Origin of the sequence: Streptomyces sp. NPDC005533 (genome assembly GCF_042871845.1) — a bacterium.
Classification (GTDB): Bacteria; Actinomycetota; Actinomycetes; order Streptomycetales; family Streptomycetaceae; genus Streptomyces.
Genome location: NZ_JBIAJH010000050.1, coordinates 1 through 21,232, shown reverse-complemented (window position 1 = coordinate 21,232; position 21,232 = coordinate 1). Strand labels below are relative to the sequence as shown.

The 21,232-nt window shown below is 73.4% G+C and carries 13 protein-coding genes; 6 read left to right on the top strand and 7 right to left on the bottom strand.

What is annotated here, in order from left to right; translation table 11 throughout:
• Entirely contained in the window at positions 1–5,841 is a 5,841-nt protein-coding gene (locus ACFYP3_RS32295; RefSeq protein ID WP_388840396.1) for a TIR domain-containing protein, read from the top strand.
• Positions 5,842–5,895: 54 nt separating this feature from the next.
• On the opposite strand, the gene ACFYP3_RS32290 is transcribed toward ACFYP3_RS32295, so the two are convergent.
• Positions 5,896–6,222 (bottom strand): hypothetical protein, encoded by a 327-nt coding sequence (locus tag ACFYP3_RS32290; protein ID WP_388840393.1) that lies wholly within the window; start codon positions 6,220–6,222, stop codon positions 5,896–5,898.
• A 21-nt stretch (positions 6,223–6,243) separates the two neighbouring features.
• Positions 6,244–8,772, bottom strand: coding sequence for a CHAT domain-containing protein (locus ACFYP3_RS32285; RefSeq protein WP_388840391.1), 2,529 nt, complete (start codon positions 8,770–8,772; stop codon positions 6,244–6,246).
• Between the two features lie 252 nt (positions 8,773–9,024).
• Between ACFYP3_RS32285 and ACFYP3_RS32280 the strand changes: the two genes are divergently transcribed.
• On the top strand, positions 9,025–9,966 hold the full coding sequence (locus ACFYP3_RS32280; protein WP_388840388.1) for an NAD-dependent epimerase/dehydratase family protein: 942 nt from the start codon (positions 9,025–9,027) through the stop codon (positions 9,964–9,966).
• A gap of 71 nt (positions 9,967–10,037) precedes the next feature.
• A complete protein-coding gene (locus tag ACFYP3_RS32275; RefSeq protein WP_388840450.1) occupies positions 10,038–13,310 on the top strand; it encodes an aminotransferase class I/II-fold pyridoxal phosphate-dependent enzyme in 3,273 nt (1,090 codons plus the stop codon).
• 29 nt (positions 13,311–13,339) lie between these two features.
• Here ACFYP3_RS32275 and ACFYP3_RS32270 read toward each other — a convergent pair whose 3' ends face one another.
• The 4 genes from ACFYP3_RS32270 to ACFYP3_RS32255 form a co-directional block, all read right to left on the bottom strand.
• Positions 13,340–13,918: a toxin gene (locus ACFYP3_RS32270; RefSeq protein ID WP_388840385.1), complete on the bottom strand. Its 579-nt coding sequence runs from the start codon at positions 13,916–13,918 to the stop codon at positions 13,340–13,342.
• Positions 13,915–14,367 carry a helix-turn-helix domain-containing protein gene (locus ACFYP3_RS32265; RefSeq protein ID WP_388840382.1) on the bottom strand — a complete coding sequence of 151 codons (453 nt, stop codon included), beginning with the start codon at positions 14,365–14,367 and terminating at the stop codon, positions 13,915–13,917. The genes ACFYP3_RS32270 and ACFYP3_RS32265 overlap by 4 nt, the downstream gene beginning before the upstream one ends.
• Before the next feature lie 302 nt (positions 14,368–14,669).
• Entirely contained in the window at positions 14,670–15,830 is a 1,161-nt protein-coding gene (locus ACFYP3_RS32260; RefSeq protein WP_388840379.1) for an MAB_1171c family putative transporter, read from the bottom strand.
• Between the two features lie 42 nt (positions 15,831–15,872).
• Positions 15,873–16,607 carry a TetR/AcrR family transcriptional regulator gene (locus ACFYP3_RS32255; protein ID WP_388840376.1) on the bottom strand — a complete coding sequence of 245 codons (735 nt, stop codon included), beginning with the start codon at positions 16,605–16,607 and terminating at the stop codon, positions 15,873–15,875.
• Positions 16,608–16,797: 190 nt separating this feature from the next.
• On the opposite strand from ACFYP3_RS32255, the gene dacB reads away from it, so the two are divergent.
• On the top strand, positions 16,798–18,471 hold the full coding sequence (gene dacB, locus ACFYP3_RS32250) for a D-alanyl-D-alanine carboxypeptidase/D-alanyl-D-alanine-endopeptidase (RefSeq protein ID WP_388840373.1): 1,674 nt from the start codon (positions 16,798–16,800) through the stop codon (positions 18,469–18,471).
• Between the two features lie 52 nt (positions 18,472–18,523).
• Here the strand turns inward: dacB and ACFYP3_RS32245 are convergent, their stop codons facing one another.
• Positions 18,524–19,498, bottom strand: a complete 975-nt coding sequence (locus tag ACFYP3_RS32245; protein ID WP_388840370.1) for a zinc-binding dehydrogenase — start codon at positions 19,496–19,498, stop codon at positions 18,524–18,526.
• Between the two features lie 304 nt (positions 19,499–19,802).
• Here ACFYP3_RS32245 and ACFYP3_RS32240 point away from each other — a divergent pair, with 304 nt between their 5' ends.
• Together ACFYP3_RS32240 and ACFYP3_RS32235 are read left to right on the top strand one after the other, a co-directional pair.
• Positions 19,803–20,408: a hypothetical protein gene (locus ACFYP3_RS32240; protein WP_388840366.1), complete on the top strand. Its 606-nt coding sequence runs from the start codon at positions 19,803–19,805 to the stop codon at positions 20,406–20,408.
• Between the two features lie 101 nt (positions 20,409–20,509).
• Positions 20,510–20,986, top strand: coding sequence for a hypothetical protein (locus ACFYP3_RS32235; RefSeq protein ID WP_388840363.1), 477 nt, complete (start codon positions 20,510–20,512; stop codon positions 20,984–20,986).
• Positions 20,987–21,232 lie beyond the last annotated feature (246 nt).

Below are 21,232 nucleotides of genomic sequence, written 5' to 3'. Positions count from 1 at the left end.
ATGATGACGGATGGGCAATTCGGCGCTCCCGCAAGAGAGTTCGACTTCTTCATCAGCTACTCGCCGGCCGATGAGCCATGGGCCGCATGGATCGCCTGGACCCTGGAGGAAGCCGGGTACCGCACGGTCGTGCAGGCCTGGGACTTCGTACCGGGCACCAACTTCATAGACTTCATGGACCGCGGTGTCAGCGAGTCCCAGGCCGTGATCGCCGTGCTCTCCCGCCATTACGAACGCTCCACCTACGGCCGCATGGAATGGCAGGCCGCGCTCCGCGCCTCGCCGGAATCCCCCGAAAGGCGCCTGCTGACCGTACGCGTCGACGAGATGCCGATCGAGGGACTGCTCGCCACCATCACCTACGTCGACCTGGTGGGCGTGGCCGACATCGACGCCGCCCGCTCCCTGCTGCTGACCCGCGTCGAGCAGGCCGTCGACGGCCACGCCCGCCCGGGCCGCCGGCCCGGCTATCCCGGTGCCGGCCCCGTCCCCGTCCGCCACCCCGAGCAGCCGAACCCGGCGCGGCCGCAGCCGAGCGCCCTCGCCGGACCCGGCTGGGCCGGCCGCCGGCGCCCCGCCCGGGCGCCGCTCTACCCGCAGGCCTCCCCGGCCGGCGGCGGCCGGACCCAGGACGCCGTCACCGTGCTGCACCTGGCCGGGCCCGACTTCGGGCGCGGACGCGAGCCCGACGCGCTCAGCCGGCAGATCCGCGGCGACCTGATCATGCTCAGGGACGCGGGCGCCCCCGCCCCCGACCTGATGGTGGTGACCGGGGACCTCACCGCCTCCGGCAGCCCGCGCGAATGCGACCAGGCCCTCAGCTTCCTGACCGCCCTGCGCTCCCAGCTCGACCTGTCGCCGCAGCGCGTGATGGTGGTACCGGGCGCCCAGGACGTGAACCAGGCCGCGTCCCAGGCCTACTTCCACACCTGCGAGGCCGACGAGGTCGCACCCCAGCCGCCGTACTGGCCCAAGTGGCGCCACTACACCCGGCTCTTCCGCGGCCTCTACCAGGGCCTGGACGCCGTCTTCGACAGCGATCAGCCCTGGACCCTCTTCCCGGTGCCGGAACTGAGCACGGTCGTCGCCGGCTTCAACTCCTCCATGGCCTACAGCCACCGCCCCGAGGAGCAGTACGGCTACATCGGCCGCGACCAGGCCGCCTGGTTCGCCGAGGCCATGCGCCGCTACGAGGAGGAGGGCTGGCTGCGCATCGGGGCGCTGCGCCATCCGCTCACCGACGGCCGCCGCCCCGGCGACGCCGTCGGCGGCCCCGGCGGCCTGCGGGACGCCGACACCTTCGCCCGGCTCGCCGCACCGCGGCTGCACCTGCTCCTGCACGGCCCGACCGGCGGCCCGCGCACCCTCACCGGGGTCCCCACCCGCACCCAGCTGCCCGGCGCCGCCGGCGAACTCCCGCTCTTCGGCTCCGCCGCCCCCGCCCGCTTCCAGCTCCTGCGGGTCACCGCCGACGGAGCCACCCGCTGGGACGACCGGATCACGGCCCCGAGCGAGCACTTCCCCGCCGAGTGGAGGCAGACCCGCCGGGTCTTCCCCGTCCCCGACCTGCCCGCCGTCATCACCGTCGAGCACACCCGGGGCAGGGCCCCGCTGGAGGATCCGGCCGCCGCGCTCGTCGAGCGGGTCAAGGAGATCTGCCGGGTGCGCAGGGAAGGCGTACGGCTGCGCGACGTCCCGCGCCGCGAACCGGCCGACATGGCACAGATCATGGCCACCTGGCGGGAGCAGGAGGACGGCGTCGTCCAGCAGCAGCGCATCGCCGTCCACCCCGGCACGCCCACCGAGGACGAGATCGACCGCTTCATCGCCCAGGTGCACGCGACCGACACCGGTTCCGAGGCGGTCCTGGTGTACGCGGGCGAAGCCCCCGCGAGCGGTCTGCGGCACCGGGCGGCCGGCCACGGCGTACGCGTGCGGGTGCGCAGCTTCATCGAGTTCCAGGGCCTCCTCGACCTGCGGGGCTACGTCGCCGCACAGACCGCCCGGCTCGCGGCCGACGAACAGTACCCGCCGAGCCTCTACCTCCCCCAGCGCTACCGCGACGCCGACCGCAGCGACGGCCAGGAACGCGACGGACTGGTCGAGGAGCTGCTGGAACTGCTGGAGTCCGACCACGGCCGCTTCGTCCTGCTCCTCGGCGACTTCGGACACGGCAAGACCTTCGCCCTGCGCGAGCTGGCCCGCCGCATCCCCGAACAGCTGCCCCACCTCACCCCGCTGCTGATCCCGCTCAACACCCTCGACCGGGCGCACAGCCTCGAAGGCCTGGTCGCCGCCCACCTCGCGAGCCACGACGTCGACACCATCGACCTGCGGGCCCTGCGCTACATGCTCGCCCAGGGCCGCGTCGTCCTGCTCTTCGACGGCTTCGACGAACTCGTCCACCGCGTCAGCTACGACCGGGCCGCCGACCACCTCCAGGTCCTCCTCGACGCCGCCGTCGACCACGCCAAGATCGTGGTCAGCAGCCGCACCCAGCACTTCAAGTCGCACGCCCAGGTCCTCACCGCGCTCGGCGAGCGCGTCGGCCTGCTGCCGCAGCGCCGCATCCTCTCCGTGGAGGGCTTCACCCCGGCGCAGATCCGCTCCTACCTGGTCCGCGGCTACGGCGACGAGCGCGCGGCCGACCAGCGTTTCCAGCTCCTGCGCAACATCCCCGACCTGCTGATGCTCTGCCGCAACCCCCGCCTGCTCTCCTTCGTCGCCGATCTCAGCCAGGACCAGCTGCGCGCGGTGGCCGGAGCCGGCCGCGCCCTCAGCCCGGCCCGGCTGTACGAGGACGTGTTCACCTCCTGGCTCGGCTACGAGGAACGCCGCGGCCAAGGCGGCCCCGGCGCCCCGCCCGGACTCACCGTCGCCGAGCTGTGGGCCGCGGTGACCGCGCTGGCCTGGCGGCTCTGGGAGAGCGGCCGCAGCGCCCTGCGGCTCGACGAGCTCACCGAAACCGTGGCCACCACCCTCAGCGAGCTCACCGAGTCCCCGCTCACCCCGTCCGAACGGGCCCAGGCCGTCGGCGCGGGCAGCCTGCTGGTGCGCAGCGACGACGGCGTCTTCCAGTTCATCCACGGCTCCGTCATCGAATGGCTGGTGGCGCGCGAGGCCGCACACCAGCTGGCCCGGGGCCGGGACACCCTGCTCCACGCCCGCCCGTTCAGCCAGCTCGCCGTCGAGTTCTTCTGCGACCTCGCCGACCACGAACGGTGCGCCCGATGGGTGCGCGACGCCCTCGACTCGCCCGGGCGCGGGATCAACGACGCCGCCCGCGCCAACGCCGTCCGGATCAGCGACCGGCTCCGGGTGCCCGCCAACGCCGACCTGCGGGGCGCCCGACTGGCCGGAGAGGACCTCTCGCACCGCGACTTCTCCGGGGTCGACCTCGGCGACGCCGATCTGACGGACGCCCGGCTGATCGGCGCCAACCTGTCGGGCGCCCGCCTGCGCGGCACCCGGCTGACCGGCGCCCGCCTCGACCGGGCGGACCTCAGCCACGCCGACCTCACCGGCGCGAACCTGAGCCGGGCCCGGCTGACCCGGGCCGACCTGCGCGGCGCGTCGCTGACCGGCAGCCGCTGGCACCGGGCGGCGCTCATCGACGTGACGATGGACGACGCGGTGCGCTCGGCCCCCGAACTCAGGACCGCCTCGATCGCCCCCGGAATGCCCGTGGACGCGGGCTTCCGGCCGTCGGCGGTCGGAGTCCCGTACGGCTTCGGCATGCGCACCAGCCGCCTGCCCGAGCCCATCGCCTACAGCGCCGACGGCGAACTCCTCGCCGTCGGCAGCGAGGACGGCTCCATCCTGGTCTGCGGCGCCGACGACGGCCGGGCCGTCCGTACCCTCCAGGGCCACGAAGGACGGGTGTACGCCGTGAAGTTCCGGCCCGACGTGATCGCCACCGGCGGCTCCGACGGCGTGGTGCGGCTCTGGGACCCGGTGACCGGCGCCTGCCGGCACAGCCTGGAGGTCCATCCCGACGGGGTCTGGCCGCTGTCGTTCGACGCCACCGGCACCCTGCTCGCCACCGGCGACCGCGAGGGCCTGGTCACGGTGTGGGACGTGGCCACCGGCGAGCCCGTGCACCGGCTGCCGGGCCACACCGCGCCCGTCTACACCGCGGTCCACGGCCCGGGCGGCATACTGCTCACCGGCGACGCCACCGCGAAGGTACGCCTCTGGGACCTGGCCACCGGACACTGCGTCCGGGAGATCGACGGCCATCAAGGCGCCGTGTATCGCGCCCGGTTCAGCCCGGACGGCACGCTCTTCGCGACCGCCGACCGCGGCGGGGCCGGGAGCGGCGGCACCGTGCGGATCTGGCGCACGGCCGACGCACGGCTGCTCCACGAGTTCACCGGACACACCGGCCGCGTGTACGTCCTCGACTTCCACCCCGAGGGGAACCTCCTCGCCAGCGGCTGCACCGACGGCCAGGTACGCCTGTGGGATCCCGTCGTCGGCGCCCCCGCCGGAGTCCTCGAACGGGGCACGGGCGCCGTCTACCAGGTGCTGTTCGGCGACGACGGCAAGCTCCTCGCCGCCTGCGACAGCAACGGCGCGGTCCGGCTGTGGACGGTCACCGCCGGGCGGCCCCACGGATACACCATCGCCCTCCACCCCCAGCAGCCCGCCGAGCACCGCGGCACCGCCTGGGCGTGCGCCTTCCGGCCCGGCGACAGCCAGCTGCTCACCGTCGGCAACGACGGCGGCGCGCAGATCTGGGATTCCGCCACCGGCCAGGGCAAGCGCATCCTGCGCGGCCACGGCCGCCGCATCAGCGGCGTCGCGTTCAGCGCGGACGGCACACAGCTGGCGACCGCCGGCAACGACGGGGTCGTACGGCTCTGGGAGACGCGCACGGGACGGCGTACGGACGAGCTCTCCGGCCGCGGGGACCGGCTGGTCTCGGCGGCGTTCAGCCCCGTCGCGCCCCTCCTCGCCACCGCCAGCAACGACGGCGACATGTACCTGTGGGACCCGGCGGGCGGCGAATACCTGAGGGAGCTCGACGCCGAGACCGAGCACGTATGGGCGGAGGCCTTCAACGCCGACGGCACCCTGCTCGCCACCGCCAACGACGACGACTCCGTGCGCGTCTGGTTCCGCCCCACCGGTTCCCCCGTGTCGAACCTGACCGGCCATCGCGGCCGGGTCCGCTCGATCGCCTTCCGCTCGGACGCCGACGTCCTGGCCACCGGCTGCGACGACAGCGTCGTCCGGGTGTGGGACGCGAGGAGCGGCCGGCTCATGGAGGAGCTCGGCGGCGGCAACGGGCACGCGGACCGGGTGTACGGCGTCGCGTACGGACCCGGGAGCGCCTGGCTGGCCAGCGCGAGCTGGGACGGCAGCGCCATCGTCTGGCGGGACGGGCGGCCGGGCCCGCGCCTGCGCGGCCGCGGCGGACGGCTGTGGGCCGTGGCCGCCCACCCCGGCCGCCCCCTGCTGGCCGTCGGCGGCGACGACCGGTCCGTCTGCCTGTGGAACGCCGAGACGGGCGAGCACGTCACCGACCTCGTCGGCCACACCGGCCGGGTGCTCTCCCTCGCCTTCTCCCCGGACGGCACGACGCTGGCGAGCGGCGCCGAGGACGGCACCGTACGGCTGTGGAACCTCCCGGCGGACGGGAGCCCGCCGTCACCGCGCGCGACCCTGATGGGCATGGCGGGCGGCTGGGCGGCGCTGACCCCGTCCGGCGGCTACAAGTACGAGGGCGATGTGGCCGGCGAGTTCTGGCACGTCGTGGGCATGTCCCGGTTCACCCCGGGGGAGCTCGACGAATACCTGCCGGGCATCCACCGGCTGCCGCTGGGCGAGGAGCTGTGACGATCCCCCGGAGCACAAATCCGGCAGGTCGGCCCGGAAGGGGCGACCCTGCGGCTATTCGTCGTCGCCGATCAGGGCCTCCTGGACCTGGCGGGCGATGGTCACGACGTCCGCGTCGCCCGGAATCCGGAGGGTCACGCTGTCGCCGTTCGCCTTGATCTCGACCGTGACCCCGGCGGTGGAGCGCCCGAAGTTGGTGCGGACGAGCTCCGTGAGCCGCAGGAAGGTGTCGGGCCCCTGGAGGAGGCTGACGGTCGCGGACAGGGCCGAGATGCCCACGACGGTGAACTCGGCCGCACTGCCCCGGCCTCCCGGCCGGATGGCCAGCCCCTCGGCGACCAGCAGATCGGCGAGGTCCGACGGCATGGAGACGGCAATCATGGAGGAGGTCCTTTCGACGGTTCAGTACGCCTGGAACGAGGCCCAGATGATGGGGTGGGGATCGCGGATCTCCTCGCCGTCCAGGTCTTCCCCGCGCACGGAGAACACCTTCCACTCGGTGAGCATCCGCAGCTGCAACCGCCTCAGCAGGTCCGCGTGGTCGCCGGCCCGCCGCCCGTCGAGCATCCCCCGGACGAGGAGGTCCTCGAAGGCCTCGGTGAAGGAGGCGTCGCGGATGTCGAGCGAGGTGGCGATCACCTGATCGGCGCCGGAGTGGATGACGCCCGCCGCGAGCCCCATGCCCTCGCCGCCGAGGGCCGACGCGCTGGAGCTGGAACAGCACGACAGGATCACCCGCGTGGGCATCGGCAGGAAGGGCGTGCCGTCCTCGAAGGCACCGAAGAGCTCGCCCGACTGTACGTACGTCTCCTCGGCCAGGGGCAGGGCCGACCAGGCCGGGTCGCTGTCGTGCACCCCGTGACCGCGGTAGAAGAACACGCCGTGGGTGGAGGGACCGATCTCGTGCAGGGCCGCCAGCAGGGCGTCCTTGGTCCCGGGGCCGTCGGGTCCGGAGTTGGTCAGGAGCGCGGCCGCCCCGTTCACCACGGAGTCCGCCCTCCGCTCGCGCAGCGACCCGTCCGGGTTGTCGCAGGCCAGCAGGAACGGCACGGGCGCGTCCGGTGGCAGCCGCAGGTCGCGGGCCGCGCGCCTGAGCTGGGTCGGCGTGGAGGTCCACATCCGCAGGACCGCCTTCTCGATCAGCCGCTCCTCCGTGCCGGGGACCATCGTGATCGCCCAGGGCACACAGGTGAGTTCGCGGGCCGCGGAGATCGTGAGCCGCAGCGGTTCGTCCGCGGCGGACCGTTGCAGCGCGTCGACGAGCGGGGGCGGCAGGAGCTGCCCGATCGTGCGGGTGATGATCTGCTCCTCGGCCGACCGCCAGCTCCTGAGCTGTGTGAACGGCTCGTAGAAGTCACCGGGACCGCGCTTGTAGGGGAACAGGCTCCACGTCTTGCGTTCGGAGGACTGGGAGTGCCCGGCCAGCCCCAGGAGGACCGGCTTGATCCGGTCGAACTCCCGCAGGTCCTGGACACCGAACCCGGCGGGCCGGCCGTCCCGGGCGAGGAACCAGAAGAGGAGGCCGTCCTCGATGTGGGTCGCCCAGAAGACGCCCTCGGGCAGCGCGTCGTCCAGTGGCCGGGCGGTGAGGCGCCGCGCCTCCTTCGGCGGCAGCGCGGTGCGGTAGTGGGACAGGAGGCGGGCCTCGCCCTGGTAGGAGACGGGCTCCGGGAAGTGCAGGAGCGTCGAGTTCAGGGCGTCCTGGTACGCGGTGAAGACGGCCGAGGACACGACCAGGTCCTTGCTGCCGGCCGTGCCGGGCTCGCCCTCCGCGGCCGGGGCGGGCGTCACGGCCCTCCCGGCGCCCCCGCCGTCCGGGTCCTGCGTCCCGTCGTCCGCGAAGTCCGTTCTGGCCTCGACGCCGCTCTCGGCGAGCTTCTCGTCTTCGTCGATCTCGACCTCGGCGGCGAGCAGCGACTGGAGCCGGCACGACTCGATCAGCTCGGCGACCGTTCGTTCGTCCCCCAGGGCGACCGCCGAGACGAGGGCGGCGCGCCGGGCGGGTCCGAAGTTCTTCCAGAGGCACAGCCGTTGGGTGTGCGAACACGCGCGGTACCGCTGCGCGTCCAGCTTCGCCCAGGCGGCCAGGGCCAGGGCGAGGCCCTCCTCGTACCGTTCCAGCGAGGTCCAGATGCCCGCGGCCGCCTGCTCCAGCTCCCCGACCAGCCAGTCGTCGGCCCGGTCCGCGGCGAGCCGGGCGAGGGCGGTGGTGAGGAGGCCGAGGGCGCGTTCCGGCTGCGCGTCGGCGGCGAGGCGCTCCGCGAGGCAGGAGACGAGGTAGGTGTAGGGGATGATCCCCAACTCGCGCACCCGCTCGATGCCCTGGGTCACGGTCGCGTCGAGCAGGGGCGCCGGGTCCAGGATCCGGGCCGCGATCCGGTGGAAGGCGGCGGACGGGCGGTGGGTCGCGCCCTGGAGTACCTCCAGGCCGTCCAGGGCGGCGGCGCGGTCCCCCTGCTTCATCGTGAGGACGACCATCTGGGCGTAGGTGCGCCGCTTGTGGCGGGGTGCGCCCCAGTGGAGGGCGGCCCCGATGAAGCACTCGGAGGCGGTCGACCAGTCCGCGCAGCGCACGTACTCGCGCCCCAGAAGTTCGTAGAGCCGGGCGAGATGGCGGTCCCCGGGCGGCAGTTCGCCCCGCTCCCAGGGCCGGTCGGTCGTCCTGATCAGCATCGCGCGGACCCAGGAGTGCCCGGCGTTGCCCGGCTCCTTCGCGTCCGCGATGCTCAGCCCGCCGAGGAAACCGTCGAGTTCGAGCAGCTCGCGCTGGCGGCGGCCCGGCAGGCCCTCGGACCGCGCCAGGCGGGCGTCGATGCGCGCCGCCGTCCACCGGGTGGCGCGGGTGGAGAGGGCGCCCCGCAGCGGGAGTCTCCGGCCCCGGGCCATGCGCCCGGCCAGGACGAGAGCGCGGTCGTACGCCGTGAACCTCATGTGCTCCCCCGCGTGCCCGCCCATTGAGAGCAGCCATGGTGCCGCGCCCGAACGGCCGATACCAGGGAAACGGAATAGTCATACGAATGGTCTGACGGAGGGTCGGCACTGGGGGGCGCGGGCCCTGCCCCCAGCGGGCAGAACGTCGTGATCCGGCAGCCCGTAGGCGACTATCGGCCCGGTCCGGGCGGATGGCAGGGGGGATGCGGCCGTACGCCGTGTGACGCGGTCGACTCGCGCTAGTGTGCGTACGTGAGCTCTCATGTCGTCATCGGTTTCGGACCCGCCGGCGCGGCCACCGCCCGGCTTTTGGCCGAACAGGGCCATTCCGTCAGGGTGGTCACCAGGTCGGGCAGACAACCGAAACCCGGAATCCAGCACTTCGCCTTCGACGCGACCGACAGCGCGCGACTGATCGAGACCGCGCGGGGCGCCGCCGCCATCCACAACTGCGCCGCGCCTGCCTACCACCACTGGGCGCGCGACTGGCCGCCCCTGGCCACGTCGGTCCTGGCCGCGGCCGAGGCGACCGGGGCCGTCCTGGTGATGCTGGGCAACCTCTACGGCTATGGCCCCGTGGACGGCCCCCTCACCGAGGAGCTGCCGCTCGCGGCCACCGGCACCAAGGGGCGGGTGCGCGCCGCCGTGTGGGAGCAGGCGCGGAAGCTGCACGAGCAGGGCCGGGTCAGGGTGGTCGAGGTACGGGCCTCGGACTTCTTCGGGCCCGGTGTGACCGACGGCGGCCACCTGGCCGGGCGGGTTATGCCGGCGCTCCTGCGGGGCAAGCCGGTCTCCACCCTCGGGGACCCGGACGCGCCGCACAGCTGGACCTACCTCCCCGACGTGGCCAGGACCCTGGCCGAGGTCGCGGGGGAGGAGCGGGCCTGGGGGCGGCCGTGGCACGTTCCGACCGAGCCCGCGCTGTCGGTGCGGGAGATGGTCGACAGGCTGGCCGCCCAGGCGGGTTCCGGGCCCATCGTGGTGCGCCGGATCCCGCCGGCCGCGCTCGGCCTGGCCTCGCTCTTCTCCCCGCTCATCCGCGAACTGAAAGAGATCCGCCACCAGTTCGACCGCCCGTTCACCGTCGACGCACACGCGTACGAGACGGCGTTCGGTGGACGGGCCACGCCCCTCGACGAACAGGTCAAGGAGACCGTGGACTGGTGGCGCGAGCGCCTGGCAGCCACCGGGTGACCACCGCGACAGGGACGGATCCCGCCGCGGACCCACGGGGCGTGGCGCGCGACGACATAGCCGTCGTGGGTATGGCGTGCAGGTTCCCCGGAGCGCGCGACGTGAACAAGTACTGGCGGCTCCTGACGGCCCCTCGGGCACAGTTCTCCACCGTCCCGGACTCGCGCTGGCGTTCCGCCGCCTTCCTGGGCGACAACGCCCGTGACACCTCGTCGGCCTACACGGACACCATGGCGCTGCTCCCGGACGTGGGGCACTTCGACGCCGCGCACTACGGCATCCCGCCGCGACGGGCCAGGGCGATGGACCCCCAGCACCGGCTGCTGATCGACCTCGCCCGCGAGGCGATCCAGGACGCGGGGTGGGAGGCCGACGGCTTCGACCGCGAGGAGACCTCGGTGATCACCGCGCTCACCGAGAGCGGCTACCGCGAGCTCAGCACCCTGCAGATCCGGATGCGGCAGCTGGCCGGCGGCGAGTTCGGGGCGCGGGCGGCCGACCTCCGGTGGCCGGAGACCGTCCGCGCCGTCGACGGACTGCACGGCACGTCCGTGGCCGGCCTGCTGCTCAACATGGGCCCGAACACGATCAGTTCGGTCTTCGACCTGCACGGCGAGAGCTACGCGCTCGACTCGGCGTGCTCCGGTGGCCTCATGGCCGTGGCCAACGCCGTGCACGCCCTGCGCGCGGGCCGGTCCCGCATCGCACTCGCCGGTGGCGCCCAGCTGATACTCGCCCCCGATCTGCTGGTGGGGCTGTGCCGGATCGGCGCCCTCTCCCGCAGCGGCCGGTGCCTGCCCTTCGGCGCGGGGGCCGACGGCTTCGTCCTGGGAGAGGGAGCCGGGGTCCTCGTGCTGCGGCCCCTGGCCGACGCGCGGGCGGCCGGCGACCGGGTCTACGCGGTGATCCGCGGGGTGGGAACGGCCAACGACGGGACCGTGCACGGCGGCATGTACCCCCGTGCGGCCGGCCAGCTGCGGGCCCTGCGGCGGGCGTATCGGGACGCGGACCTGCCCCCCGACGCGGTGGGCTACCTGGAGGCCCACGGCACCGGGACCACGGTCGGCGACCCCGTCGAGCTCGGCGTCCTGCGCGAACTGCGCGGTGCGGGGGCCGCACCCGCCTACCTCGGCGCGGTGAAGGCGGTGATCGGCCACTCGCTCAACTCCGCGGGAATGGCCGGGCTCATCAAGTCCGTCCTGGCCGTCCAGCGGGGGGTGATACCACCCCAGCCGGACTTCGACCCGGCCGACCGCTCCGCGCTGGACGCGGCTCGGCTGACCGTGCCCACGGCGCCGACCCCGTGGCCGGACGACGGCCGGCCGCGCCGGGCGGGGGTGAGCGCGTTCGGCTTCGGCGGGACGGGCGTGCACATGGTGGTCGAGGAGTGCGCCCCGCCGGCCCGCCCCGCGCCCGCCGAGGGACCGCACCGGCTGGTCCTCAGCGCCCGGGACCGGGCCGGGCTGGTCCGCTACGCCCGGGAACTGGCGCGGACCCTCACCGAGGACCGGCCGCCGCTCGCCGCGGTGGCGGACACCCTGGCCCGCCGGACACCCCTCACGGAACACCTCGCCCTCGTGGCGCGTGACGCCGACGACGCCGCGGCCCGGCTGACCGCGGCGGCCGCGGACGTCGAGGCGGGCCACGCCGCAGGCCCCGGCCCGGCGGAGGCCGTACCGGAGGCGCGTACGGTCCCGGAGCGCATGCCCCCGTGCACGCTCCCGCCGAGCCCGCTCGCCCCGCGCCGGCACTGGGTCGTGGACGACTCGGCGCGCGACCTGCCGGACCCGGCCGCACCGGTGGAGCGGCCCGGGGAGGCCGAGCCCGCGGGCTCGCCGTGGCCCGAGGGCGCGTCCGCCGCGGCCGTCGTGCTCGAAGAGGTGTCGCGGACCGGTGTCTTCCCCCTCTCCGACGTGAGCGAGCGGATGACGCTGGTGACCGATCTCGGCTTCGACTCCCTGATGCTCCAGGAGCTGGAGGTCAACATCTCCAAGCGCGTACCGGGCTTCCGCACCGAAGAGCTCTTCACGCCCGGACTCACCGTCGGCCGACTGATCACGCTGGTCGATCCGGACCGCTCCGAGCCGACGGCCCCCGCGCCGCCGTCCCCCCGCGCGACGCCGCCGCAGTGGGATGCCGGGACGGCGAGCGTCGACGAGTTCCCCGAGGTGGGCCGCTTCGAGCAGCGCCTGGCCGCGGTCGCCGACAGCGGGGCGCAGTACCCGTACTTCCGCGTCCACGAGGGCAACATCCGCGACACCACGGTCATCGCGGGGCGTCCGTACCTGTCCTTCGGAAGCTACAACTACCTCGGGATCTCCGGACATCCCGCGGTCAACGAAGCCGCGCACCGGGCGGTCGACCGGTACGGGACCTCGGTCTCCGCGAGCCGGGTGCTGTCGGGCGAACGCGAGCTGACGGTCCGGCTGGAGCGGGCGCTGGCCGAGTTCCTCGGCGTCGGGGACTGCCTGACGCTGGTGAGCGGCCACGCCACCAACGTCACCGCGATAGGCCACCTCGTCGGCGCGCAGGACCTGGTGGTGCACGACGCGCTCGCCCACGACAGCATCCTCCAGGGTTGCGCCCTGTCCGGGGCGGCGCGCCGCCCGTTCGCCCACAACGACATCGGGCAGCTGGACCACATGCTGCGGCTCAACCGGTCCCGCTTCCGGCGGGTGCTGATCGCCGTCGAGGGCGCCTACAGCATGGACGGCGACCTCGTGGACCTGCCCGCCGTGATCGAGCTGAAGAAGCGCTACGGCGCCCTGCTGATGGTGGACGAGGCGCACAGCATCGGCACGGTCGGCGCGCACGGCCGGGGCGTCGGGGAGTTCTTCGACGTCGAGCGGTCCGACGTGGACCTGTGGATGGGAACCCTCTCCAAGGCCTTCGCCAGCTGCGGCGGCTACCTCGGCGGCTCGGCCCGGATGGTGCGCTGGCTGCGCCACACGCTCCCGGGCTTCGTCTACAGCGTGGGCCTGACCCCGGCCAACGCGGCCGCGGCGCTGGCCGCGACCGAGCTGATCGCGGCGGAGCCGCACCGGGTCCGCGCACTGCGCGCGAACGCCCGGCTCTTCCTCGGCCTGGCCGCCTCCGCCGGTCTGGCCACGGGCTCCAGCGCCGACACCCCGATCGTGCCGTGCGTCCTCGGTGACTCGGCGCGGACCCTGCGCGTCGCGGGCGCTCTGTTCGACCGCGGGATCATCGCGGACCCGATCGTGCACCCCGCCGTGGAGGACGGGCTGTCGAGGCTGCGGTTCTTCCTCACCAGCGAACACCGCGAGGAGGACATCAGGCGGGCCGTCTCGGTCCTCGCCGAGGAGGTGGCCGCCACCGGCCACTGAGCGCCTCCCTCAGAACAGGGTGCGCTCGATCAGAACAGGGTGCGCTCGATCCGGCTGAGCACGGCGTTCCTGCCGAGGTCGCCGTCCTCGTCCGGGTCCGCCGTCGGGGGAGCGCCGTGCCGTTGTTCGGCGCCCGCCATCCGCTGGGAGAGCAGATAGGCGATGATCTCCGCCTCCTGCTCCTGGACGTCGTCGTACGTCGCGCGCAGGAGCATGTCCCGTACGAGTTGGGGGTCGAGGTTGGGGAAGAGGAGCCGCGCGGCCGCCTCGTCCAGCCCGCCCGCCCCCCGATGGCAGCAGATGATGTGTCCCAGCTCGTGCAAGATGATGTGCTCCTGATGCGCGCTGGTGGTGTTGGCGTCGTAGAAGATGAGGTCCTCGTCGCGTGCGGCGACCCACATGCCGCAGGGGTGCGTGGAGGGCATCTGCATCGGGACGAGCGTGATCGGACGGTCGCGCACCTCGCCGAGGTGCCGGCACAGTTCGGCCACGTCGGTCACCTCGGGCAGGTCGAGTTCGGCGATCCGCCGGGCGCCGGCCTTGCGGAGCTTCTTGAGCCCGCTGCGCCGGTCCTGGTCCGCCGACCGCTCCTTGCGCGAGGCCCTCATTCGGGCTGGGAGGAGTCGTTGACGGGCGGCAGGCCCTGCATCTGCCGGTACTGGTCCATGATGGCCGTGATGGCCTGGAGGTTCTCCTTCTTCATCCCGGCCGCGCGCATCGCCACCGCGCGGACCCCGGACTGGCGCAGCGCCTCGATGGCGGCGATCTGGCTGAGCACCGACTCGGCGACCTTGTCGTCGAAGAAGTAGGCCACCGAGACGCCGAAGAAGCGGGCCAGGGCCGCCAGGAGGTCGGGCGAGGGGTTGGACCGCTTGCCCGTCCGCAGCTGCGACAAGTACACGCCCCCGACCTTGAGTTCGGGATTGGCGCGCTTCAGCTCCTCCGCCACCTCGGCATTGGTCCAGTGCTTGCCCTTGGGGCGAACCGTCTTGAACAGGTCATCGAGGCGCACTGCGAGCAGGGGCCTGTCATCGGACCCGCTTTCCGTCGCGGTCATGGTGAATCTTCCTCCCGTCACCTCCTCGGCATAGCCCTTGGCTATCCGTCAGTTTCACAGATTAGCAGTCAGTTGACAATTGGCCGGGAATCCGCCACCGTTGGGGTCTCGCCGATAGCTGTCAGCTAAGTCGACTCACGGGGGCTTCACGGAGTCGGCTGCCGGCGACATCGGACTGGCCCGGCCCTCGGGGGATGGGCCGGGCCAGTCCGGGCGGAGTCGACCCGTCCGGCCCGATGTGCATCGGGCGGAACGGGCGTGCCCGCCCGGTTTGACGGGGGATGCAAACCGGGCGGGAGCTCTCAACTCGCGGTGCCGAGTTTACTGTAGGCGGCTGCGACTTGGGTGAGCCAGGCCACTTCCGCACTGAAGTTGTCCGTGTCGCGATCGTCGAAGTCGCCCGCGTCCTTGTTGTCGTGCGGGACGGTACCGGTCCGCTTGGCCAGCAGAGCCTGCTTGATCTGCGCCGCCTCCGTGAACGCCTGCCGCAGCTCCTCGCTCGCCTCCCCGCCCGGCCCGTCGGCCCGGCCCGCGCCGCCGGCCGTGCGGTCGATGTACGGGCGCAAGTCCCGCCAGCCGTCGCGTATTTCGACCACCCGCCGGTGGAGGCGGTAGTCGAGGTCCGAGACCGAGGCACCCGGAGGCTCCAGGGCGATGTCCGGGGAGGCCTCGTACAGGTCCCGCCACAGCGGGTACAGGGCCCGGTAGGTCCGGTAGGTCCGCGACCACTCCAGGAGCCGGGTGGCCGAGGGCCCCCAGGAGGAGTTGGTCAGGCTGAGCGAGAGCAGGACGATGCCCGCGGCGCTGAAGACCGAAGCGGCGACCTTCCAGGCACCGATGTCGATCCCGCCCGCTGCCGTGAGGATGTTGACCGTCCTGGCCAGGCAGTAGAGGAAGAGGACCACCGCGGCCACCGAAAGCAGCCGGAGGGCCTGGCGCAGTGTGGCGTTGTCGGTCATCCGGGCGTAGGGGCCGCACTGCCGGTAGATCGTGACGCACGGAACCGCCTGGGAGACGATGAAGACCAGGAGGTACGTGAGCATCAGCGGCTCGCTGGTGCCGTCGAAGTCCGACGTGGGCCGCCCCGGGCCGTCGGCGACGAAGAACAGGACCGTCAGCAGCACGTCGAGGACGATGCCGGAGACCAGCCAGTAGCGCGTCCTGCGCACCGTCGCCTCGTCCGCGGCGGCCCACCGGAGCAGGATGATCTGCGCGCTGACGCAGAAGGCGACCGCGGCCAGGTGCATGACGAGGATGGCGAGATTGCCGACGCCCAGCAGGCTCTTGCCGCCCATGGCGAAGGCACCCATGGTGAAGGTGAGGCACTGGAGCAACAGAGTGGCGATCAGCGTGCGGTAGGCGCTGTCCCGCCAACTGCGGCGTGCCTGGCACAGCCGGTAGACGAGCGCCGCGTAGGAGGACAGCGCGGCTATGACGAAGCAGAGGGTTCTGGTGGTGTTCACGTCCCGCTTTTCTGCACGTGCCGCGCTCGCGCGGACGGGGATTCAGTCGGTGGTCTCGCCCGAGGGGACCACGAGCCCGATGCCCTCGGCCGCCACGGCGATGGAGTAGTCGAAGAACGCGGCCTCGTCCCGGACGCTGTCGTGGGTACGGCTGAAGACCTGGAACACCAGGAGCCCGATGAGGTTGCTCCACAGGACGATGCCCCGCTCGATGATGTCCGAGAACGGAGCCTCGGGCACCCCGCCGAACGCCTCCACGGCGGCCGGCAGGAGCAGCGGCGGACCGGGCACCGCCCGTCGGGGCGGGGTCAGTTCACCGCCCAGCAGAGCCGACCGCACGATGCCGGCGAGCACCCCGGGGGTCCGTGAGGCGGGCGGGACCGTCTCCTGGGGGGCGTGGTAGCCCGGCACGGGGGAGCCGTAGATCAGGGTGAACTCGGCCGGGTTGGCGAAGGACCACCGGCGCAGCGCGCGCGTGACCGCCAGGAGCCGGGCACCCGCCGCGGCGCCCGCTTCGACACCGGCCTCGTCGGCCTCCTCCATCGCGGCGCCCGACGCGTCGTAGGCGTCGATGACCAGGGCGGTCAACAGGTCGTCCCGGTGCGGGAACACGGCCTCGACCTCGCCGACGGCCAGACCGGCGGCGCGGGCCACCGCCTCCGGGGACAGCGCCGCGGCCCCCAGCTCCGCCAACTGCCGGCGCGCGGAGTCCTTGATCACCGTCATGACCTTCGACGGCGACCCGTCGTCGCCGTTCGAACTTGCTGCGGATTTCATGGCGGAACCGTACCCGCCGTCGGCAACACCCGTCAGCGCTGCCTCCGGAGCACCCCGGCCGAGCGCCGAGATCCGGCCACGGCGCGGCATCCGCGGCCTGCGCAGGCCGTGACGTGCGGGCCGAATCCGGCCGTGCCACTCTGTTCACACGGCCTCGGGGACCAGGCAGCCGCGACGAACGGAGCGCGCTGTGAGCAGTCCGATCCACTCCGTGCCTTCCGGCCGCTCCGTCCGCTCGGTCCGCTGCGCACCGCTGCGGCGGGTCCTGGCCGCCGCCTGCGCCGCCCTGCTGTTCGTGGCACTGGCCCCGGCCGCGGCGGCCGCGGCGGATCCGTCCCCCTCTCCGTCGCCGTCGGGCGACGCGGAGCAGGGCCGGCTCGACCCGCGCATCACCGAGATCATGCGCAAGCCGCAGTACAGCCACGCCCAGTGGGGCCTGCTCCAGACCGGCCCGGACGACGGCGACGTGGTGCACAGCATGTTCCCCGGCCAGTTCTTCATCCCCGGCTCCACCGCCAAGCTCATCAGCGTCTCGGGCCCGTGGCAGACCCTCGGCGGGGACCACCGTTTCGTGACCCCCCTCTACGCGGCCGGTGAGCGCGCCGGCGCCACGCTCACCGGCGACCTCGACCTCGTCGCCCAGGGCGACCTCACCATGGGCGGCAGGACCAGGCCCGACGGCACGGTCGCGTACACGGACCTCGACCACACCTACGCCAACGACTTCCCCGGCGCGACCCTCACCCCGGAGAACCCCCTCGCCGGGATCGACCAGCTCGCCCGGCAGGTCCGGGACTCCGGCATCACCCGCGTCGACGGCGACGTCATCGTCGACAGCCGGCTCTTCCTCCCCGACCCCGTCCTCGACCCCACCCCGACGCCGCTGATCGTCAACGACAACCTGATCGACCTGATGACCACCCCCGGGGACCGGGCCGGCGCGGACGCCCGGCTGGACTGGCGGCCGAAGGTCGCCCCGTACCAGGTCACCTCCACCGTGAAGACCGTCGCGGCGGGCCGGCCGACCGCCGTCACGGTGACCGCCACCGACGGCGGCACCCGGATCCGGCTGTCCGGAACCATCGCGGCCGACGCCGAGCCCCTGCTGCGCACCTCACCGATCACCGATCCGGCCGCCTTCGGCCGCACCGCGCTGATCGAGGCGCTCGGCCGGGCCGGGGTGCGCGTCACCGCCGACCCGGCCGGCCCCAACCCGGTCGCCCGGCTGCCGCGGGACTACGCGGGGCGGCCGCGGGTGGCCGCGTACACCTCCCCGCCGTACGCCCAGTACGCCAAGCTGATCCTCAAGGTCAGCCACAACCTCGGCGCCAACCTCGGCATCTGCCTGATGGCGGTCACGACCGGCAGCCGCCAGTGCGAGGACGGCTTCCCCGTACTCGCCGACTTCCTCGACCGGGCGGGCGTCGACCGTGAGCAGGCCCAGCTCATGGACGGCCGCGGCGGCAACCCCGCCGACCGCGCGACCCCTCGGGCGCTGGTGCAGATGCTGGCGTACTGGCAGCGCACTCCCGACGCGCGGCTCTTCCGGGAGGCCCTGCCGATCCTGGGCGTCGACGGGCTGCTGGCCGACAACTGCCGCAGCTGTCCGGCGCGCGGGAAGGTGTTCGCCAAGACCGGTGCGGCCGTCGGTGGCGACGCGCTCAACGACAGGCTGGCCGTCGGCGCCATCACGATCGCCGGCTACCTGGACAAGGGCGGCGGCCGCTACGACACCTTCTACGCGGGGGTCAACGGCGCCTCCACGCCGACCGCCGATCCCGCGGGGGTGCTGACCATCGCCAACGACCTCGCCCTGATCGCCGCGTACCTCCAGGAGTCCGCGGCCCCCTCGCCCGCACCCTGACGGCGCGCCGGCCCGTCGCGGTGCGCGCGCATCCCGGTGACCGGGAGGACCCTCACACGGTGATCACCGTCTTGCCCACGAGCTCCCGGGACTCGATCGCCGCATGCGCCGCGGCCGCGCGGTCCAGGGGGAAGGTGGCGCCGATCACCGGCCGCAGGGTGCCCTCGGCCGCCGCCCGCAAGGCCTGCGCGGCGAGGGCGGCGTGCTCCGGGGCCGTCAGCTGCACGTCCGCGATGCCGAGCAGGCGGACGCCACGGGCCGCCGCGTCCTCCGGGGCCACCGGGGCGAAGCGGCCCGTCGGGGCGCCGTGGGCGGAGAACCGGCCGCCCGCCCGGACCAGCGGGAACGCGGCCAGGCCGATCTCGCCGCCCACCCCGTCCAGGACGACGTCCGCGCCCGCGCCGCCGAGCGCCTCGCGGGCCCGTTCCACCCAGCCGGGGCGGGCCGCGTCGACCACGGCGTCCGCTCCCAACTCCCGCACCAGGACGGTCTTGCGGTCGCCGCGGGCCACCCCGACGACCCGGACGCCCCGCGCCTTCGCCAGCTGGACCAGTACGGTGCCCATGCCGCCCGAGGCGCCCAGGACCAGCACCTGCTCGCCGGGCCGCAGCGCCGTGGTGTCCAGCAGCCGGGCGGCCGTCACGGCGTCGTGCACCAGGGCCGCCGCATCGGTGAAGGAGACCTCGTCCGGTACGACGGCCAGTGCCTCGGCCGGGGCCAGGGCCAGCTCCGCGTAGCCCCCGCCGGCGATGCCGAGGGAGGCGACGACCCGGCGGCCCTTCCAGGCCGGGTCCACTCCCTCGCCGGTGGCGCGGACGGTACCGGCTATGCCGCCGCCCGGCAGGTAGGGCGCGGTGATCTCGAAGTGCTCGCGGCCCCACCCGCCGCGCACCTGAGTCTCCACGAAGATCGTGTCCACGGCCGCGACCGCGACCAGCACCTGGCCCGGGCCGGCCACCGGCTCGGGCACCTCCGTGGGGACCAGGACCTCCGGACCGCCGAAACCGATCGCCTGTGTCGCACGCATGGCACTCACCCCTCCAGCAGGGCCTCCGGTCTCTCCGGCGCCCGTGCCGTGAGCCTCGGACATCAAGTGCGGTTGAGGTCAAGCGAGGGCCGCGCCCGGCGCTTGGGGGGCCGGCCGCGCGGACTTTTACCCCGCCCTGAGGGGGGTGTCAAGTCCCGAGATTCCGGAACATGACCGGCATGTGCCCCCCGGGGTTTATTTGTGGTGCGGGCCTCACCGGAAACAAAACGAAACGAGGCGAGTACCGCACAGTCCCGGAAAACCGGGACGACCCCATATCCCTTTGGATCGGTAGGAGAAAGTCATGAACCGCAAGATGCAGACCAACAGCACCGCCCGCCCCACCCGCAAGGGCTTCCGCCTGGCGACGCTGCTCGCCTCGGCCGCCGTGGTGACCGGAGGGATCCTGCTCCCGGCGTCCGCCGCGACGGCGGCCCCGATGCCCGACCACGTGCACTCCATCCTCCTCCCGACCGACGGAGGCGCCGGAGGCAAGGGCGGCAAGGGCGGGAGCGGCGGCCTCGTCGGAGGGGGCGGCGGTTCCGGCGGTGCCGGTGGCGGCAGCGTCAAGGGTACCGGCGGTAAGGGCGGCCTCGGCGGCGACGGCGGGGACGGGCTGCTCGTCGGCGGTGGCGGCGGTGGCGGTGGCGGTGGCGGCGAGGGCCGCATCGGTGGCGCCGGCGGCGACGGCGGTAAGGGCGGCTTCGGCATCCTCGAAGGCGGCGGCGGTGGCGCCGGCGGTGGCGGCGGTGACGGCTGGCTCGTCGGCGGCAAGGGCGGCAACGGCGGCAAGGGCGGCTTCAGCTTCCTTCAGGGCGGTGCCGGCGGTGACGCCGGAGACGGTGGCTTCGGCGGCCTGATCGGTGGCCTCGGCGGCGACGCCGGAGCCGGTGGTGGCTCCATCTTCTAAAGGGCGCACCCGATCCGACGGGGTGGAGGCCTCCGGGCCTCCACCCCCACCCCCCCCAACCCCCATCCACACCTTCTTGTCCTTTGGAAACGGAGAACCCCATGTTCACGTGCACCTGGCAGCGTCCGCTCATCCTGGCGGCGGCCTCCCTGGCCCTCGTCACCGGCACGGCCTGCGCCGCGCAGGCATCGGAGTTCAAGGCCCCGGCGGGCACCAGCTCCTCGGTCGTGGCCGAGCAGCCCTCGCACTGTGCGCTCGGTGGCCGTGGCGGCGAAGGCGGCAAGGGCGGAGCGGGTGGCAGGGGCGGCGAGCCCGGTCAGCCGGGCGAGCCCGGCAAGCCCGGCGGGGTGGGCTGCTTCCGGTTCGACGACCTTCCCGACAAGTCCAAGTCCGACCTCTCGATGGTCGACAAGGTCCACATCGTGATGATCCTGCTGGTCGACGACTCGGACGAGATGAAGGAGAAGATCGCCAAGAAGTACGACCTCTCCGAGGAGCAGCTCGACAACCTGAAGGAGGACTACCTGGAGGGCAACTGGTTCGCCCTGATGGGAGACGGATTCTCCTCTACGACCTGAGACATGCATCCCCCTCGGGGCGCTCCGGCCCGACGCGGCCGGAGCGCCCCGAGCGTTTCATCCCGGCGCAATGGACCGCGGCGCGGAACCCGCCCCACGGAACCGAGGAATTCGCCCCACCGAACCGCTCAACGGACGTCAGTCCCAGGCAAAGGAGATTCCCAATGATGCTGTCAAGCCGCAGTGACGGGCTCTTGAGAGCCGTCTCATGCCGCTGTGGCGGCGGGGATCGGAGCGGTCGCTTCG

Coding starts and splice junctions, on each gene's coding strand:
- ACFYP3_RS32295 (WP_388840396.1), top strand. CDS start 1: ATGATGACGGATGGGCAATTCGGCGCTCCCGCAAGAGAGTTCGACTTC.
- ACFYP3_RS32290 (WP_388840393.1), bottom strand. CDS start 6,222: ATGATTGCCGTCTCCATGCCGTCGGACCTCGCCGATCTGCTGGTCGCC.
- ACFYP3_RS32285 (WP_388840391.1), bottom strand. CDS start 8,772: ATGAGGTTCACGGCGTACGACCGCGCTCTCGTCCTGGCCGGGCGCATG.
- ACFYP3_RS32275 (WP_388840450.1), top strand. CDS start 10,038: ATGGCGTGCAGGTTCCCCGGAGCGCGCGACGTGAACAAGTACTGGCGG.
- ACFYP3_RS32270 (WP_388840385.1), bottom strand. CDS start 13,918: ATGAGGGCCTCGCGCAAGGAGCGGTCGGCGGACCAGGACCGGCGCAGC.
- ACFYP3_RS32265 (WP_388840382.1), bottom strand. CDS start 14,367: ATGACCGCGACGGAAAGCGGGTCCGATGACAGGCCCCTGCTCGCAGTG.
- ACFYP3_RS32255 (WP_388840376.1), bottom strand. CDS start 16,607: ATGAAATCCGCAGCAAGTTCGAACGGCGACGACGGGTCGCCGTCGAAG.
- ACFYP3_RS32245 (WP_388840370.1), bottom strand. CDS start 19,498: ATGCGTGCGACACAGGCGATCGGTTTCGGCGGTCCGGAGGTCCTGGTC.
- ACFYP3_RS32240 (WP_388840366.1), top strand. CDS start 19,803: ATGAACCGCAAGATGCAGACCAACAGCACCGCCCGCCCCACCCGCAAG.
- ACFYP3_RS32235 (WP_388840363.1), top strand. CDS start 20,510: ATGTTCACGTGCACCTGGCAGCGTCCGCTCATCCTGGCGGCGGCCTCC.